The following is a 17244-nucleotide window of genomic DNA, read 5'->3' on the forward strand; positions in this document are numbered from 1 at the left end:
TTGTCGTGCCAACCAAGTCCCAGAGAACGGATGACAGATCCAAGTCTTGCAAGCCCGACGTCAGCGGTGCCCTGATGTGGTTGGCGACGAGGTCCTCCGTGGGGACCCACGGATCCCGAAGGCGTACCAGGCCGTGCCCGCCCTTCTCCGCAGCGTCCGAGCGGCCAGCGCAGTGGGTGCGGCATCAACCGACTCAAACGCCACCGCCGAGCTGCCCGGGGTACGCGAGATTCAGCCAACCCCACGACCCAACAGTAGCCAGTTCGCCCAGTTTCGTCCCAGAAAAGCCAGCCTGCTGAGTGTCGAATGCTGTCGCGGTGAGCAGCGGGTCACGTGTGGGGATGGCGACGCCGCGCACCTCCCCTTCTTCACAGCGCGGCCCACATATTGCCGCGCCATTGGTGCGCATCTATAGTTGCGCGGATCACAACAATCATGGCCGTGGTGGTGCGGCCGGATCGTCGAAGCGCTTCGACGATCCGTCGTTCCGGCCCGTCAGCCGGGTGTCGGGCCTGGCCACGCCGGTCTTGGCGCCCCCTGGGCGTCGGTCGTACGACATGAGGAGAACCGCATGCGGAACAGGCGCCTCCGGCGCGGAATCACCGCCCTCGCCCTCGCCCTGCTGGCCCTACCGGCCGTTCCCGGCACGGCGCTCGCCGAACCCACCTACCCCTTCCGAGATCCACACCTGCCCGTGAACGCCCGGGTCGACGACCTGCTCGGCCGGCTCACCCAGGACGAGAAGATCTCGTGGCTGCACCAGTACCAGCCGGCCGTTCCCCGGCTGGGCATCGGCCTGTTCAAGACCGGCACCGAGGCCCTGCACGGGGTCGCCTGGTCGACCGACATCGACAACAACGGCGCGGTGGTGAAGGCCAACGGAACTGTCTTCCCCCAGCCGGTGGGCATGGCGAGCACCTGGAACACCGACCTGATCCAGCGGGTCGGCTCGGCCGTCGGCGACGAGGCGCGCGGCTACCACGCACTGAACCCCCGGGTCTGGGGTCTCAACCTCTGGGCGCCGGTGGTCAACCTGCTCCGCGACCCGCGCTGGGGCCGCAACGAGGAGGGCTACTCCGAGGACCCGTTGCTCACCGGCGCGATCTCCACGGCGTACGGCTCGGGGATGACCGGCGGGGACCCCGACCACCTGAAGAGCGCCCCGACCCTCAAGCACTACCTGGCCTACAACAACGAGGTCCGGCGCGACGTCACCTCCTCGAACGTGCCGCCACGGGTGCTCAACGAGTACGACCGCGCCGCCTTCAAGCCGGCCATCGCCGCTGACGCGGCGACCGGGGTGATGGCCGCGTACAACCTGATCAACGGTCGTCCCGCAACCGTGGACCCGGACCTGGCCACGGTGGTGCGCGGCTGGACCGACCAGCCGCTGATGAACGTCACGGACGCCTGGGCGCCGAACAACCTCGTCGCCTCCCAGGGGTACTACGCCACCCAGGCCGAGGCGAACGCCGCGATCATCAAGGCCGGCCTCAGCAGCTTCATCACCGACGACACCAACGCTCAGCCGACCGTGACGGCCATCAAGCAGGCGCTGGCCACCGGGCTGCTCACCGAGGGGGACATCGACGCCCGGATCCGGGAGATCCTCAACGTCCGGTTCCGGTTGGGTGAGTTCGACCCGGGCGGCGGCCGGTACGGCGGCATCACCCCGGACGTCATCAACAGCCCGGAACACCAGCGGCTGGCCCGGCAGGCCGCCGGCGAGGCGATGGTGCTGCTGAAGAACTCCCGGCAGGCGCTACCGCTGGACCCGGCCCGGACCCGCAAGGTCGCCGTCCTGGGTCCGCTGGCCGACACGCTCTACTCCGACTGGTACGGCGGTGACCTGCCGTACGAGGTGACCGCGCTCGACGGTATCCGCGAACGGCTGGGCGCCTCGGCCAGCGTCAGCGGGCTCGACGGGGCGGACCGGATCGCACTGAAGGATCCGGCGACCGGCCGGTACGTCACGGCAACCGGCACCACCGACGCCGACCCGGTCGCGGCCACCGGCGCCACCGCCGCGCTCGCCGCCCAGTTCGACGTGGTGGACTGGGGCCAGGACGTGGTGACGCTGCGCAACGCCGCCAACGGCCGTTACCTCGGCTACAACTGGGGGCCGTTCCTCACCCGCGACGAGCAGCCGAACGGCTGGTACGTGCAGCAGCAGTTCAAGCTGGAGCCGCAGGCCGACGGAACGGTCGCGCTGCGCTACGCCGGCTACGAGACCACGGAGAGCTGGTTCGGCGCCGACACGTACGTCACGGTCGGCCCGGACGGCGCCCTCAAACTCGGCGCGTCCACGGCGGCCGACGCGACCCACTTCAGTCGCGAGGTGCTCAGCAGCGGAATCGACCGGGCCGTCGCGGCGGCCAAGGCGGCCGACACCGCCGTCCTGGTCGTCGGCAGCAACCCCTTCATCAACGGGCGCGAGGCGCACGACCGCACCTCCACGGCACTGAGCGCCGGCCAGGAGGCGCTGGTCAAGGCCGTGGCCAAGGCCAACCCGCGTACGGTGTTGGTGCTCCAGACCAGCTACCCGGTCACCATCGACTGGGAGCAGGAGCACGTCCCGGCCATCGTCTGGACCACCCACGCGGGCGCCGAGACCGGGCACGCCGTCGCCGACGTCCTGTTCGGCGACCGCAACCCGTCCGGCAAGCTCACCCAGACCTGGTACCGCTCGGACGGGCAACTGCCACCAGACCTGCTGGAGTACGACATCATCACGTCCGGGCAGACCTACCTGTACAGCAGCGCGAAGCCGCTGTATCCGTTCGGCCACGGGCTGTCGTACACCCGGTTCCGGTACGGCCCGCCGCGCACCGGCGCCACCTCGGTCGCGGCCGACGGCACCATCACCGTCAGCGTCGACGTGACCAACACCGGCAGCCGGGCCGGTTCCGAGGTGGCCCAGCTCTACACCCACCAGCGGACCTCGCGGGTCAAGACCCCGATCCGCCAGCTCAAGGCGTTCCAGCGGGTGGAACTCGCACCCGGGCAGACCCGGACCGTGACGCTGCGACTGCCCGCCGTCGACCTGGCGCACTGGGACGTCACCCGCAGCCGGTGGGTGGTCGAGTCGTCCGTCCACGACCTGATGGTGGGCGCGTCCGCGAAGGACATCCGGGCCCGGACCGCGATTCGGGTACGGGGTGAGGTGATCCCGGCCCGTGACCTGTCCCGCTCCACCCGGGCGGAGAACTTCGACCGGTACGCCGGGGTCCGGCTGGTCGACGAGACGAAGGCCAGTGGTACGGCCGTCGGCGCCACCGCGCCCGGCCAGTGGATCGCCTTCGCCGGTTCCGCGCTACGCCCCGGTGCGCACACCCTCACCGCGAGGGTCGCCAAGGCCGGCGCGGGCGCCAGCACGATCCAGGTCCGGCTGGGCTCGCCCACCGGGCGGCTGCTGGGCACGGCCACCGTGCCCAGCACCGGCGACGACTACCGGTACGTCGACGTCAGCGCCGAGTTGACCCGCGCCGCCGGCACCCACGACGTGTACCTGGTGTTCGATTCCGCGCTGCGGCTGGCGAACTTCTCCATCCGGTGACCGGAGCCGGGGCCGGGGCCGGGGCCGGGTCGATCGTCGACCCGGTCCCGGGCCGGCCGCCTGCTGAGCATGCCGGTGGACGAGCCGAGGAACCCGAAGGTGGTTGGATCCGCTCCGGGAGGTCGCGGTGTCGCCCACGTCCCGGAACTCGTCCTGATGCTGGACGAGTTCCGTTTTGATGACGCCAGTGTGGGAAGCAAACGGTGTGGCGGAGTCGAAGCGGCGTCGGCTGGCGGAAGACGACCTGTTGAAGGGATTCGACCAGACAGGGCCGAGCGGAGGAAGACTCGGTGGCTTCTTCGCCATCACCATCGGCGCGTCCCTGTACGCGTGGCATGTTGCTTTCAGCTTCGGCGCTTACGGCACACTCCTCTACCCGTTTCGGCAGCAACTGTTCGTCGTGGCGATGGTCGTGCTGCTGGGAGCGTTGATCATGCGCTCTCGGACGCGGATCCATCCGTGGCTGCTGGCCCTGTTCGCTCCTCCGCTCCTGCTCACCCTGGTGCGGCTCGTCTTTCCGGCCAGTGAGTCAGGTGCCTTCTCAACTGTCGTGGATCGGATCCTGCTCGTGGCGACCGTGGCTGTGTCGCCGATCGTTGCCTGGGTCGTCGCGCGGTTGCTCGCACCGGACTACTTCACCCTGCCGGACCGACGAGCCAAGATCGCAGTCGTGGCTGTTGTCGCCGCCGTGACACTCACCGGCTATGCCGTTGGCCGGTTGAACGATCGCTTCCTCACCTGCGGAGACTTCCAGGTCGCCGGCGATGCCGAGCCAGAGAACTGCTCCCACGTATCCCCTCGCTGACCGGTGGACGCATGACGCTTGCCTCTCCGCTCCCTCCACCGGTTCCGTCACCCGAGACGACGCGGAAGAGGTGCGACGAAAGGTTGAGAGCCGTGCGGCTGCCGCCTTCGACCGCGTCTAATGGTTGCCAGCGCCGTCGTGCCCGGGTCTGCGCTTCCTTGACGGCCTCGTCGACAGTGCGCGCGTCGGTGATTTGCTGAAGGACGGTGGTGGAGAGCGCATGGTGGCTGACGCCCTCCCGACCGGCAGTCCGGACACGATCCTCGTCTGCGTCCGGGGCAACTCCGGCTCGGGTAAGAGCAGCATCGCCCGGCAGTTGCGGCGTCGGCACGGTCGGGGCTGTGCGCTGGTCGAGCAGGACTACCTGCGGCGCATCGTGCTGCGCGAGCGGGACAAGCCCGGCGGCGCGGCGCCGGCGCTCATCGGGCAGACCGTCCGGTTCGCGCTCGACCACGGCTACCACGTCGTGCTGGAGGGCATCCTGCACACCAGCCGCTACCGGAGCATGCTGACGGGCCTGCGGGACGGTCACCGGGGGCAGTCGCTGTTCTGCTACCTCGACGTGTCCCTGCCCGAGACTCTGCGCCGGCACCTCACCCGCCCACAGGTCAGCGAGTTCACCGCCGAGCAGATGAGTGGCTGGTACGCCGCGCACGACGTCCTCGGCTGGCCCGACGAACTTGTCCTCGCGGAGAGCACCGGGCTGGAGGAAGCCGTCGAGGCCATCGCCGCGGCCGCCGGGCTACCCCAGACCGGCCGCGACGACGACGTACTCCCGATCGTTCCGTAGGCGCGACGGGCGGTCAGCCGCCGACCAGGTCGAACCGCTCCCAGGGCCCGATCGCGGTCCGGTTCGCGATCAGCGGCGCGGCCCCGGCGTTGTCGGCGACCACGTACCGGTCGTTGACCGCGGCGCGCAGGCTCACGCTCCCGTCACCGTTGCGGACGAGGTGGAACCTCTCCCACAGCCCGACCGCCGTCCGGTTGGCGATCAGCGGGGCGGCTCCGGCGTTCTCCGCGGTCACGTACCGGCCGTTGACGCGGGAACGCAGGGAGACCGTGCCGCCGCCGAGGTCGGCGAGGTCGAACTGCTCGGCCGTGCCGATCGCGGTCTGGTCGGCGATCAGGGCGGAGGCGCCACCGGCAGCGGCGCTGACGTAGCGGCCGTTGGCGTGGGCGCGCAGACTCACCGGCCGCTGCGGGCCGGGCGCCGGGTCGACGGAGGGATCGAACCGGCTGGCCCAGTAGCGGGTCCGTTCCAGGTAGGCGGTCTCGGAGGCGACACCGGTGCGGCCGTACGCGCCCGAGTAGGTCAGGTAGCCGTGCCCGCCCGGCGGGTTCGCGCTCGCCGGCTCGATGGTCGAGCCCTCGTGCCACTCGTTGAACGAGGTGATGGACACCCAGGTCGGCGGGCCGCCGTGCGCGGGGTTCAACGCGTTGGTCCACTGCTGGTCGTACATGGCGCCGTTGGCCCGGTCGGCGGTCGGTGTGGTGTTGCCCGGGACCGCCCGGTCGTCGAGGTAGCCGGGCGCCACCGAGGGCGCCCAGACGAGGCCGTTGGCCCGGCAGTAGGCACTGGTGGACGCCCAGCCGGGGGCAGTCGCACCGGCGATCCCGTCGTAGGTGTACATCCCGCCGAAGTGGGCGACCTTGGTGGTGTCGGTGGTCTGGGCCAGCACGATGCTGGTGTTGCGGACCTGCGCCAGCGGCGACCAGTCGGTGATCCGCAGGCTCTCGAAGACGTAGAACGGCGCCCGGTTGCCGTGTGCCGCGTCCCGGTGGAACGCGGGGTGGCTGCCGTACCGGTTGTGGATGTAGGTGATGTCGGCGACGGTCGAGGCGGCCGTCCGCCCGGTGTACGGCTCGAGGTGCCAGGCGACCCGCAGCCCGTACTCGGCGGCCGCGTCCAGCACGGTCCGGGCCAGGTTGTCCTCGTAGGAACCCTGGCCCCACCAGCTGTAGACGAGCACCCCGACCCCGGCGTCCCGGATCCAGGCCATGTGCTGACGCACGGTGGCCGGGTCGCCGGAGTCGTACGCGCCCAACGTCGGGTAGAAGTTCGCGCCGACGTCCTGCGGTGGGGTGTGACCGCCCTGCGGCCAGTGCCGGTAGCTGCCGGCGACGCTGGGGTTGCCGTACCAGGAGTAGTAGAAGATGTGCACGTTGCTGGCGGTGGCGGCCATGGGCTGGATCGGCGCGGCGGCGGCGGTCGGCGGCTGCGCCGCCGCGCGCGCCTGGGCGAGTGGGGTGGGGGCGGCGGCGAGACCGATCGCCGCGACCAGGGCGGCGACCACGCGCAGCCAGCGGTTCTTCGGGTGCATGACGCTCCAACGGGTCGGGGGCAGCCGGTGCGGCCGGGGGACGCCGGCCGCACCGGCTGCCCTGGTGGTGGTCCGCCGTCGCCGGAGGGGATGGTCCGACGGCGGGCCCGGTGGGGGATCGGTGCCTCGGGAGGCGAGGCGGTGGAACGGGGAGGCGACAGGGTCAGGTGCCGTGGACCTCCAGCTCCCACAGCGAGTAGCCGTACGCGGGCAGGGCGCGCTGGGTGCCCTGGACGCGCAGGTAGCGGCCGGTGGCCGAGATGGGGATGTCGTCCACGCCGCCGTCGCCGGTGGTCGTGGTGTGGACGGGCGACCACGTCACGTTGTCCGTGGACACCTGCACCTGGTACGCCCGCGCGTACGCCGCCTCCCAGGTCAACCGGACCCGGTCGAGGGTGCGGGACGCCCCGAGGTCCACGGTGATCCACTGCGGGTCGGCGTAGGCGCTGCCCCAGCGGGTGCCCGTGTTGCCGTCCACCGCGTTGGTGGCGACGTGTGCGCTGCCCGGCTCGACGCTGGACGCGGTGACCGGCCGGCCCCGGGAGAGCAGGGTGCCGCCGGACGGGGTGCCGTAGACGTTGAGGTCCCACAGCGAGTAGCCCCACTGGGTGGCCCGCTGGGTGCCGTACACCCGCAGGTAGCGGCCGGTGCCAGCGACGGTGAGGTCGTCGACGCCGCCGTCCCCGCTGGTCGTGGTGTGGACCGGCGACCAGGTGACGTTGTCCGGCGACACCTGCACCTGGTACGCCCGCGCGTGGGCCGTCTCCCAGGCCAGCCGGACCCGGTTGACCGCGTACGTGGCGCCCAGGTCGACGGTGATCCACTGCGGGTCGGCGTACGCGCTGCCCCACCGGGTGCCCGCGTTGCCGTCCACGGCGTTGGCGGCCACGTGCGCGCTGCCTGGCTCCACACTGGACGCGATCACCGGCCGACCTCGGGCCACGTCGGTGGCGGGAGGCTCGCTCGGGCCGTCGGTCCTGATCCGCACGTTGCGGTAGTTGATGTCCAGCCCGGCGCCGTCGTTCTGCAACCCGATGTACCCGTTGGCGATGGCCCGGCCGCTGACGTAGTCATTGATCTTGACTCCGTTGAGCCAGATCTCGACCCGCTGGCCGTGCACCCCGATCTCGTAGGTGTTCCAGGAGCCGGGAGGGTTGAGGGCCTCCGCACGGGCGGCCTGGTTCGGCGCCTGGAAGCTGTAGACGCTGCCGGTGGTGCGCGAGGGGTCGGCGTCGGTCGCGTCGATCTGGATCTCGTGGCCGGCGTCCACCGGGCCCCACGGGTCGCCCTGCGGGTCGGGGAACCCGATGAAGACCCCGCCGTTGTCGTCGCCCGGCATCATCCAGTCGACCTTGAGTGAGTAGTTGCCGAAGGTGCGCACCGGGTACCAGAGCAACCCCATGCCGCCGTACGAGGTGAGGGTCCCGTCGGCCAGGGTGAAGCCGCCCGACCCGGCCTGCCGCCACTGCGCGAGACTGGCCTCGGTGCCGTCGAACAGCGGGGTGTAGCCGGGCTCCGGCCGGCAGTCGGCCGCCACGGCGCCGGCCGCCACCTGGATGCCGCCGAGCAGCATGCGGGTGAAGTTCGGGTCGCTGTAACTCTCCTCGGTGTGGCCGAGGCCGGTGTACCAGGAGCGTCCGCCGCCGTAGCCGTGGCACCAGGTGATCGGGTGGTCGCCACCCATCGACCCGCCGCTGTACGACGACTCGTCGAGGCTGGCCAGCACCTTGACCGCGGAGCGGGGGTTGGCGCGGTAGTTGTACCACTCGTCGGTGCGGGTCCAGGTCGACGGTAGGTGCGCGGTCGAGGGGTTGGCCCGGTCCTCGACCCGGACGGTCGCCTGCTGGGTCGCCGGGTGCGAGGCGAAGTACGCCCCGACCAGACCGCCGTACCACGGCCAGTCGTACTCGGTGTCGGCGGCGGCGTGCACGCCGACGAAGCCACCCCCGGCGCTCATGTACGCCTCGAACGCGCTCTGCTGACCGGCGTCGAGCACGTCTCCGGTCGTGCTGAGGAAGACCACCGCCTGGTACTGGGCGAGGTTGGCCGTGGTGAAGGTGGCCGCGTCCTCGGTGGAGGTGACGGTGAAGCCGTTCGCCGCGCCGAGCTGCTGGATCGCGGCGACGCCGTTCGGGATGGAGGAGTGCCGGAAGCCGGCGGTCTTGGAGAAGACCAGGATCTTGGTCAGCGGTGCGGCCTCGGCCGGGGCCGAGGTCACCGTCGCCGTGCCGGCGGCGACGGTGAGTCCGGCGACCACGGCGGCGACCGCGGTGATGGCGCGTCTGCGCATGAGGGCTCCTTGCGGGGGTCGGAGACGATGCCGGAGCGGCGGGCCCTGCTCGGGCCCGCCGCTCCGGCGTCACACGGGAATCAGGTCGAACTTCTCCCAGGGGCCGATCGCCTCCCGGTTCGCGATCAGCGCCTCGGCACCGCCGTTCTCGGCGACCACGTACCTGTTGTTCACCGTCGCCCGCAGGCTGACCGAGCCGTCCGCGTTGCGGACCAGGGCGAAGGTCTCCCACGACCCGGCGGACGCCCGGTTGGCGACCAGCGGGTTGGCGCCCGCGTTCTCGGCGCAGACGAACTGGTTGTTCACCCGCGCCCGCAGCGCGACGGTGCCGCCGCCGAGATCGACCTGGTCGAACTGCTCCGAGCCGCCGACACCGGTGGCGGACGCGACCAGGTTCCCCGCGCCGGCGTTGGTGGCGCTGACGTAGCGGCCGTTGGCCTGGGCCCGCAGCGCGACCGCGCCGGTCGCCGGTGGGCCGCCGGTGAGGATCCGCAACGCGTCGACCATGCCCACCGACGTGGTCTTGTTGACGATGCGGATCGTGTGGGTGCCGTTGGCCAGCCCGGTCTTGCGGAACACGACCTGCTGGGCCTGGCGGGGGCCGGCGACGTTCAGATTGACGTTGGTCTGGAGGACGTTGTCCAGGTAGACGTCGACGTTGCCCATGTCGCTGAACCGCTCCGACAGGTACTCGACCCCGGTGCCGGTGAAGGTGTAGCTGGCCGCCGAGCCGACGGTCGTGCTGTGGTGGGTGTCGTCGTTGTAGTCGCCGTACCCCCGGGCGGTGGTGTGGTGCCAGTTGGCGTCGTAGGTCAGCATCGTGTCGTTGACCAGCCCCCCGCCGCCGACGCCGCCGAGACCGAGCGTCGAGGCGGTGCCCGACAGGCTCTTCTCGCCCTGGTTGGCGGTGCCGGTCAGGGTGGTGGCCGCGTACGTCGACAGCGGCTTGGCGGTGCGCTCCACCACGTACACCGTGTTCGCCGCGGTGGCGAAGCTGATCTCGGCGGCCGAGGTGGTGGTCAGCACGGCGTTGTCCGAGGTACGGCGGACGCGCACCTCCTGACCACCCCACGGGTTCACCACCCGGGCCGTCTTGCCGTGCAGGCTGCGCAGCCCGACGTACTTGACCTCGCCGGCCTCCCGCTCCGAGCTGACCAGGAACCCGTCCTTGGCCAGCAGCGTGAACTTCCCGACGAAGCTGGAGTCGGTCGGCACGGCCGGAAAGACCCGGATCTTGTCGTTGTACGACTGCAGCAGCGACTCGTTCATCGCCGCCAGGTGGATGCCGAGGTACTCGAAGACGCCGTTGGTGTTGTTGGTCATCCCGTTCGGATAGTTCTGGTACTTCTGCAGCATCGTCCGCATGCCCTGGAACGCCTGGTTGCCGAGGCCGAGCCGGGCGGCGTGCACGTGGTCGTTGGACCAGACGTTGCCGTACGGGTGCGGCCGCACGTTCCAGGTGTTGATGGCGGTCTGCTGGTCGGGGTAGCCGATGCCGGTCTGGTCGTAGGGCCAGACCAGCTCCAGCGACACGTTCTCGTTGTTACGGGTCTGCGAGATCGGCGGGTCGTGCGGCAGGTACGCCCCGTTCTGGACCTGGTAGGGCGCCAGGTTGTTGACGATGGTCTGCCAGTTGGCCCGCAACCCGGCGTCGAGGCCGAGCTGCTGGCTCACCTGGATCGCCAGCGGGAAGAGCAGCCGCACCGCGGCCAGGTCGGTGATGGCGTTGCGGACGTCCCAGTACGTCTCGTGGGCGTTCGAGTTGGCCATGTACCACCGGCCGGTGGCGGCGTCGTGGTCCAGCATGTCCTCGTAGAACTTTACCGCCTCACGCATGTACGGGTAGGCGGTGTTGCGCAGGTACGCCTCGTCGTTGCTGTACCGGTACTGGAGGTACATGTTGTAGGCGGCCTCGGTGCCGGTGGAGTAGAGGTCGTTGACGTAGTCGCTGTTGACCGTGCCCCGGGCGTTGCCGTCCCAGCCCATCGTCTCCGGCACCCAGAGCCCGTCACTGCCGTAGCGGGTGGTGGTGTACGACTTCAGCGAGGCGAGGTTGCGGCTGTAGAGCCGGTTGAAGCCCGCCATCACGTCGAGGTGGTTGCTGGCCAGGAACGAGTTGTAGACGTCCCGTTGGTTCCAGTACCAGTACCCGTTGCTCCACTTGGAGTTGTCCTGGGTGGCTCGGAAGACCCCGTTGATGAAGTGCAGCGGGTAGTTGCCGTAGCCGCCGGCCGCGATCATGTAGGTCGCCAGGTAGTAGACGTTCTCCAGGTAGTCGGCGTCGCCGCCGGCGTTGGAGTACTGGACGAACGACCTGGCCCAGAAGTCGTGCCACCAGTTGCGGTAGTTGTTCAACGTGGTGGCGTAGCCGGCGCTCTTGGCCGCCGCCAGCTGGTTCTTCGCCTGGGTCACCGAGTTGAGGCCGGGCGAGTTGATCCGGCTGGCCGCGGTGAACCAGACGGTGTAGCTCGACGTGGGGGTGATCGTCAGGCGGACGCGGGTGCCGTTGACCACCTGGGAGGTGTAGGACGCTCCCTCGACCGTGGCCGCGAGGGTGTACCCGAAGTTGTTCGCATCGGTCTGCCCACGGCTCAACCCGACACCGGTGGCGTCGGCGAAGGTCGAGACGGTACGCCAGGTGTTGAGGTCCGGGACGTCGGCGATGTTCTGGACGGTGTTCATGTCCCAGAGGCTCAGGTCGAGGCCGACGCTGGTCACCCCGGGCCGGCTGTCCTCGACGTGGATGCCCATCACCTCGGAGTTGGGCGCGCCCATGACCGTGACGGTGCGGTTGTTGTCGTACTTCGTGGTCAGCGTCCCGTCGTACAGCGAGAGTCGCTGCTCGAAGGTGGTGTAGCCGGTGTCGAGCTGCGGGTTGCTGTACAGGTTGACCAGCCCGGCGGCGTAGGTCGACTGCTGGGACAGATCGACACCGGAGACCTGGGCGGTCAGGCCGTTGGCGTTCCAGACCATGGCGCCGGTGCGGCCGTTGCCGACCGTGAGGCCGTGCAGGGGGTTGGTGTTCGGGCGGTTGTAGACGATGTCGTGCTTGGCCAGGTAGCCGGCCCGGTTGACGTTCAGCGTCCCGGTGCCGGCGCCGAACGCGGCGTCCGTCGGGGCCGCGGTGGCCGGTCCGGCCGGTCCGGTGGCGACGACACCACCGGCGAGCAGGACGGCGAGCGCGATTCGTAGCGGCGTCGTCATCTTCATCGACACGATCTCCTCTGGATCGTCCGTGCGGATGCATGCCTCGCACCCCGGGGGGAGTGCCCCGGTCTGCCCACGTCCGCCGAAACGAGGGCGATGTCGAGTCGGATCTGGGAGGGTGCCCACCGCGCCGGGGTTGCCGACGATCAGGTGAACATCGACCCACATCGTTGACATGCAGTTAACATCGGAGGTCTTCGAGGGTCAATCCCCGGCGCGGGAGAAGTTTGGGATCACTGGACGGGAGCGCGGTGCGAGACATCGGATCTATTGCGTCCCGCATGATCGGTTGCCGCAGCTCACCGCAGCCAGCGGACGTGTTCCTCGATCCCGTGGAGCGCCTTTCGCCAGGCGTTGCTGACCAGCCCCCCGTTGAGCGACGCGAGTTGACGCCGTGCGCCCCACCCGGCCACCGGCTTGTCGACGCTCCGGAACAGGTCGTCGAGATAATCCAGCGGTGAGCCCACGGTCAGCAGCCTGAGCACGTCGTCGATACTGAACGCCTCGGAGACCTCTCGAACGAAGTCGCGGTTGGCGACGAACAACGCCGGGACCCACTGCGTCGGCGGATACCGCAGGCTGTAGAGAACGAGGTCGAAGTCGAAGCAATGGTCGTCGTCCGGCTCTGTCGCCGTGCTGCCCAACTGGTCGACGAAGTCTTCCCAGCCCGCCAATCTCGCCAATTCATGCGCTTCGGTCCTGGCCACATACTTGCGCATCGACTCCAAAGACCGGAAAAGGAGCAGGCGGCTCTGCGCGCCGGGGAAAACAGCCTCGGTCCGTTCTTCGTCGAGATACGCCCGGAGCGTGTAACCCCTTTCCCCGGAGCGGAGCGACATTGCAATCGGGTGAATGGTCGACGACGCGCCCGAGAATTTGTCCTGCTGGCTCGCCCCCGCGAGTCCCGGGTGCGTCCACTGAGCCCTGGGGTGCTCCCGCTCGCGGGTCTCCCGCTCACGGTCCTGCCGTTCCCGTGCCTCGCGTTCGCGGTCCCGGCGGTCGTGCGTCTCACGCTCACGGTTCTGGCGTTCGCGGGTCTGACGTTCGCGGTCCTCGCGCTCACGGGTCTGACGTTCGCGGTCCTCGCGCTCACGGGTCTGACGTTCGCGGTCCTGACGTTCGCGGTTCTGGCGTTCACGTGTCTGGCGTTCCTGGCGTTCGCGACTCTGTCGGTCGCGGGCCGCGCGCTCGTGGGCGGCGGTCAGATGTTCGTACGCCGCGTTGATCTGCTGCATCTGCCGGGTGACTTCCTCCCGGACCTTCGCGGGACTCGACTGATGCTTGTCGGGATGCCAGATCTGCACGAGAACGAGGTAACGCTCACGGATCTCCGCGACCGACGATTCGCGCGTCACGCCGAGAAGCGTGTACGGATCCTGTCCGTCAGGGACCATGATATCCACCGGATCTTACGAATAATCGGTTCGCGCGTGCCGCCGTGATCATAACAGCAATTGTCGATGCCTACGGACCCCGCCCCGCTCGGCAAGGCAGCGGCCCTACCCCTGACTGGCCAGTCGCGCGACCGCCTGGGCCACCATCCTCGCGCGCGTCTCCGGGGTGCGGGCCTTGAGCAGCGGCAGGATCACGGCGTACCGGGCGGATCGACCGAGCCGCTCGAAGGCCACGGTTGCGCGGGGGTCGCCAGCCAGCGCGGCCGTGAGATCGGGCGGGACGGCGGCGGCGCGCTGCGACTCGTACGCCGCGTCCCACCGCCCGTCGGCCTTCGCGGCGGCGACCTCCGCCAGCCCCGCGGGCCGCATCCGCCCGGCCGCAGCCAGCGCCTCGACCTTCGCCACATTGACCTGCGACCACGAGCTTCGCGGTCGGCGGCGCGAGTACCGCTGGAGGAACGACACGTCGTCGTGGGACCTGCGCTGGCCGTCGATCCAGCCGTAGCAGAGGGCCACGTCGAGCGCGTCCACGATCGTGATCGAGGCGAGCCCCGAGTGGCGCCGGGCGATCCGCAGCCATGCCTCGCCGCTCACCTCGTGCTGCCCGGCCAGCCAGGACTCCCATGCCGCGGCATCGGGGAAGTCGAGCACGTCCACGTCATTCCGCCGTCATCGACGAGAGGACGTCGCGGTAGTGGGGGTTGCTCATGACGCCCAGCACGTTGCCGAACGGGTCGACCACCGAGGCCGTGACGAACCCCTCGTCCCCGTGCGGCGTGATCGGCTGGTACTCCGTGGCGCCCATCGCCAGCAGCCGCGCCACGGTGGCGTCGAGGTCGTCGACGTGCCAGTGCATGACGGCGCCGCCGGGCCCGCTCGCCGCGCCGGCCGGCGCGTACCGGCGGTCGATGATGCCCAGCTCGCCCTGGTAGTCGCCGATGCGGAACTCGGTGTACGCCGGTCGCCCATCGGGGCCCGGCCGGAGGAAGTACGCCTTCGTGCCCAGGAACTCCTCGTACCAGGCGGTGGCCGCGGCCACGTCGTCCGCCCAGAAGTTGAGTGTGGCGAAGCCTCGCAGGCTCATCGTGTGTCCCCTCGTCGATGCCGTCGTGGGCCACGCTATCGACGATTGCGGAAGGAGAGCTTCCGCAATGAACTGTCGAAGTATTCCTCGCTGAAATACTTGCGACAGCAACAAGACCGAGCAACGATGATCTCAACAGTTGTCGATGTATGGGAGTGGTGCATGCGAGCACGAGCAGCCAGGGCCGGAGCCGTTCTGACCATGTCCGCGATCATGACAGCCGGGCTCGGTCTCCTGGCAACGCCCGCCTCGGCGCAGGAATCCGGCCTGACCTTCTACAGTGGAACATTCGCCACGAGGGTCGCGAACGTCCCCGCCCCGACCGGCGCCTGCACGGCGCTGCCCCCGACCGCGGACAGCCACGTCGGATGGAGCGGCTTCCGGGACGTCACCTTCTACCAGACCCCGGACTGCTCCGGGCAGGCGACCGGCGTGGGCACGCTCCGCACCTACGAAGCCGGACGCTGGACGAGCTTCCGCGCCGTCTGACCCACCGATGCCGGGACGGGCGGGAGACCGACGTGTCGCCCCGCCCGCCCGGTGTCGCGCTGCGGATCAGAAGAGAGTCAGGGGCTCGACCGGTATCGGCTCGGGCAACGCGGCGAGTTCGGGTACGCGCGCCCGGACCTCGTCGTGGAAGCGGCGGGCGAGCACGGGTGCGTCGGCGTTGTCCGGGGTGTGGATGAACACCGTCGGGGAGCGCCCCTCGCGCAGCCAGTCGGCGACGATGTCGACCCAGCGTTGCCACCCCTCGACCGTCCGCGTGGTGTCGTCGCGACCGAGGTAGCGGACGATCGGCCGGTCGGTCAGCGCGAGCGAGCGGAGCGGCACCCGTGGCTTCTTCGTCCAGGCGTCCCGCTCCCCGTCGCTGGTCGGCGGGCTCGCGAAGAACGCGGTGGTGTCGAAGGGAACCCACTCCGCGGCCGCCGCGGTGAGGGTCTCCTCCAGGAGCCGGGTCGCGCGGGCGTCGGTGAAGAAGGCCGGATGGCGGACCTCGACGGCGTACCGGTGGGACCCGGGAAGCCGGGCCAGGAAGCGGCTCAGGGTCGGGACATCGGCCGGGGAGAACGACCCGGGCAACTGGATCCAGAGCGCGTGGGCGCGCGGGCCGAGCGGCTCGACCGCCTCCAGGAAGGCCCGCATCGGCTCATCGGCGTCGGTGAGCCGGCGTTCGTGTGTGACGACCTTGGGAAGCTTGAGGACGAACCGGAAGTCGGGATCGGTCTGCGCCGCCCACGACGCCACGGTCTCCCGCGCCGGCGTCGCGTAGAACGTCGTGTTTCCCTCGACGGCGTCGCACCAGCTGGCGTAGTGCCGCAGACGCTCCTGCGGCGGCAGTGGGTGCGCCAGCAGGCGCCCCTGCCACGACCTGTGGGTCCACATCGCGCACCCCACGTGCAGACGCATGACCGTCCTTCCCACCGGTGAACCGCGCCCCGGCGGTCTGACCGGGGCCCACGGTATACGTGCCGCCGGACGGTACGGGGCCGGCGGTGCGGGCGTGTAGCGTCCGCCGACATGCGCGTGCTGTTCGCCAGCCTGGCGTCCGTCGGTCACACCTACCCGCTGATCCCGCTGGCGATCGCCGCGCGGGACGCCGGCCACGAGGTGCACTTCGCCGCCGGGTCGGAGGTGCACGAGCCGCTGGCCGCGAACGGCCTGCGGCCGTTCCGGCCCGGCGACGCGTTCTACGAGGTGTACGCCGAGGATCTCGAACCGGAGCTGGCGCGGCTGCGCCCCGACCTGGTGGTGCACGAGTGGGGGCTGCCGGGCGCGGCCGTCGCCGCCCAGCGGGCCGGCATCCCGGGGATCTGGCACGGGTTCGGCCGGATGTTTCCCGACGGCATCGGTCTCGAGCTGCCCACGAGGAACGCCGAGGTCGCCGGCCGGGCGCACCTCGACATCTGCCCGCCCTCCCTGCAGGACAAGGGGTTCCTCGCCACGGAACGGCGCATCGAGTTGCGGCCGGTCCCGTACTCGACGCCGGCCCCGGTGCCCGTCTGGGTCACCGACCGCGCGTCCCGTCCGCTGGTCTACCTGACGCTCGGCACCGCGTTCGGTACGGCGGAGCTGCTGCGGACGGCCATCGCGGGTCTGGCGGCGCTGGGCGGGCGGGTGGTGGTCGCCGCCGGTCGGGTGCCCCCCCAGCAGCTGGGCGAGATTCCCGACCGCGTCACGGTGCGGTCGTGGGTGCCGCAGACGGAGTTGCTGCCGCACGTCGACGTGGTGGTGCACCACGGCGGCAGCGGCACCACCCTCGGCGCGCTCGCGGTCGGCGTCCCGCAACTGATGCTGCCGCAGGGCGCCGACCAGTTCGCCAACGCGGAGGCGGTCAGCTCCGCGGGCGCCGCCCTGCGCCTGCTCCCCGACCAGGTCGACGCGGACGCCGTGGCCGAGCACGCCCGGCGGCTGCTGCCCCGCCAGGGGAACACCGAGCACCGCGACGCGGCCCGGACGATCGCCGAGGAGATCGCCCGCATGCCCTCCCCGGCCGCCGTCGCCCACCGCCTACCGGAGTACGCCGAGGCCGGCTGACGCCGGCCGTTGGGTCGGCCACCGGAGTTGTCCCAGTGATCGTCAACTTCAG

Annotated in this window: 12 protein-coding genes; 5 read left to right on the forward strand and 7 right to left on the reverse strand. The window is 70.3% G+C overall.

Going from position 1 to position 17244, the window contains the following annotated elements:
* The first annotated feature begins 571 nt into the window (after positions 1–571).
* The 3 genes from DKT68_RS14885 (at position 572) to DKT68_RS14895 (ending at position 5151) form a co-directional block, all read left to right on the forward strand.
* On the forward strand, positions 572–3556 hold the full coding sequence (locus DKT68_RS14885; protein ID WP_109817998.1) for a glycoside hydrolase family 3 protein: 2985 nt from the start codon (positions 572–574) through the stop codon (positions 3554–3556).
* A gap of 205 nt (positions 3557–3761) precedes the next feature.
* Entirely contained in the window at positions 3762–4361 is a 600-nt protein-coding gene (locus DKT68_RS14890) for a hypothetical protein (protein WP_109817999.1), read from the forward strand.
* Positions 4362–4581: 220 nt separating this feature from the next.
* A complete protein-coding gene (locus DKT68_RS14895; protein WP_109818000.1) occupies positions 4582–5151 on the forward strand; it encodes a kinase in 570 nt (189 codons plus the stop codon).
* Positions 5152–5164: 13 nt separating this feature from the next.
* On the opposite strand, the gene DKT68_RS14900 is transcribed toward DKT68_RS14895, so the two are convergent.
* The 6 genes from DKT68_RS14900 to DKT68_RS14925 all read right to left on the reverse strand — a co-directional run bounded on the left by DKT68_RS14900 (position 5165) and on the right by DKT68_RS14925 (position 14657).
* A complete protein-coding gene (locus DKT68_RS14900; RefSeq protein WP_201749042.1) occupies positions 5165–6682 on the reverse strand; it encodes a hypothetical protein in 1518 nt (505 codons plus the stop codon).
* 163 nt (positions 6683–6845) lie between these two features.
* Positions 6846–8972 carry a ThuA domain-containing protein gene (locus DKT68_RS14905; protein ID WP_109818001.1) on the reverse strand — a complete coding sequence of 709 codons (2127 nt, stop codon included), beginning with the start codon at positions 8970–8972 and terminating at the stop codon, positions 6846–6848.
* 69 nt (positions 8973–9041) lie between these two features.
* Entirely contained in the window at positions 9042–12182 is a 3141-nt protein-coding gene (locus DKT68_RS14910) for a glycosyl hydrolase family 95 catalytic domain-containing protein (RefSeq protein ID WP_109818002.1), read from the reverse strand.
* Between the two features lie 296 nt (positions 12183–12478).
* Positions 12479–13573: a J domain-containing protein gene (locus DKT68_RS14915; protein ID WP_109818003.1), complete on the reverse strand. Its 1095-nt coding sequence runs from the start codon at positions 13571–13573 to the stop codon at positions 12479–12481.
* Positions 13574–13678: 105 nt separating this feature from the next.
* Entirely contained in the window at positions 13679–14230 is a 552-nt protein-coding gene (locus tag DKT68_RS14920; protein WP_109818004.1) for a YdeI/OmpD-associated family protein, read from the reverse strand.
* A gap of 1 nt (position 14231) precedes the next feature.
* Positions 14232–14657 (reverse strand): VOC family protein, encoded by a 426-nt coding sequence (locus tag DKT68_RS14925; RefSeq protein ID WP_109818005.1) that lies wholly within the window; start codon positions 14655–14657, stop codon positions 14232–14234.
* A 162-nt stretch (positions 14658–14819) separates the two neighbouring features.
* On the opposite strand from DKT68_RS14925, the gene DKT68_RS14930 reads away from it, so the two are divergent.
* Positions 14820–15146 carry a hypothetical protein gene (locus DKT68_RS14930; RefSeq protein ID WP_109818006.1) on the forward strand — a complete coding sequence of 109 codons (327 nt, stop codon included), beginning with the start codon at positions 14820–14822 and terminating at the stop codon, positions 15144–15146.
* Between the two features lie 66 nt (positions 15147–15212).
* On the opposite strand, the gene DKT68_RS14935 is transcribed toward DKT68_RS14930, so the two are convergent.
* The gene (locus tag DKT68_RS14935) at positions 15213–16040 is read right to left on the reverse strand and encodes a DUF72 domain-containing protein (protein ID WP_201749047.1); all 828 of its coding nucleotides are present in this window, start codon (positions 16038–16040) and stop codon (positions 15213–15215) included.
* Positions 16041–16175: 135 nt separating this feature from the next.
* On the opposite strand from DKT68_RS14935, the gene DKT68_RS14940 reads away from it, so the two are divergent.
* Positions 16176–17192, forward strand: coding sequence for a glycosyltransferase (locus tag DKT68_RS14940; protein WP_109818008.1), 1017 nt, complete (start codon positions 16176–16178; stop codon positions 17190–17192).
* The last annotated feature ends 52 nt before the right edge of the window (positions 17193–17244 follow it).

Source organism: Micromonospora acroterricola (genome assembly GCF_003172955.1).
In the GTDB taxonomy this organism is placed as follows: domain Bacteria; phylum Actinomycetota; class Actinomycetes; order Mycobacteriales; family Micromonosporaceae; genus Micromonospora; species Micromonospora acroterricola.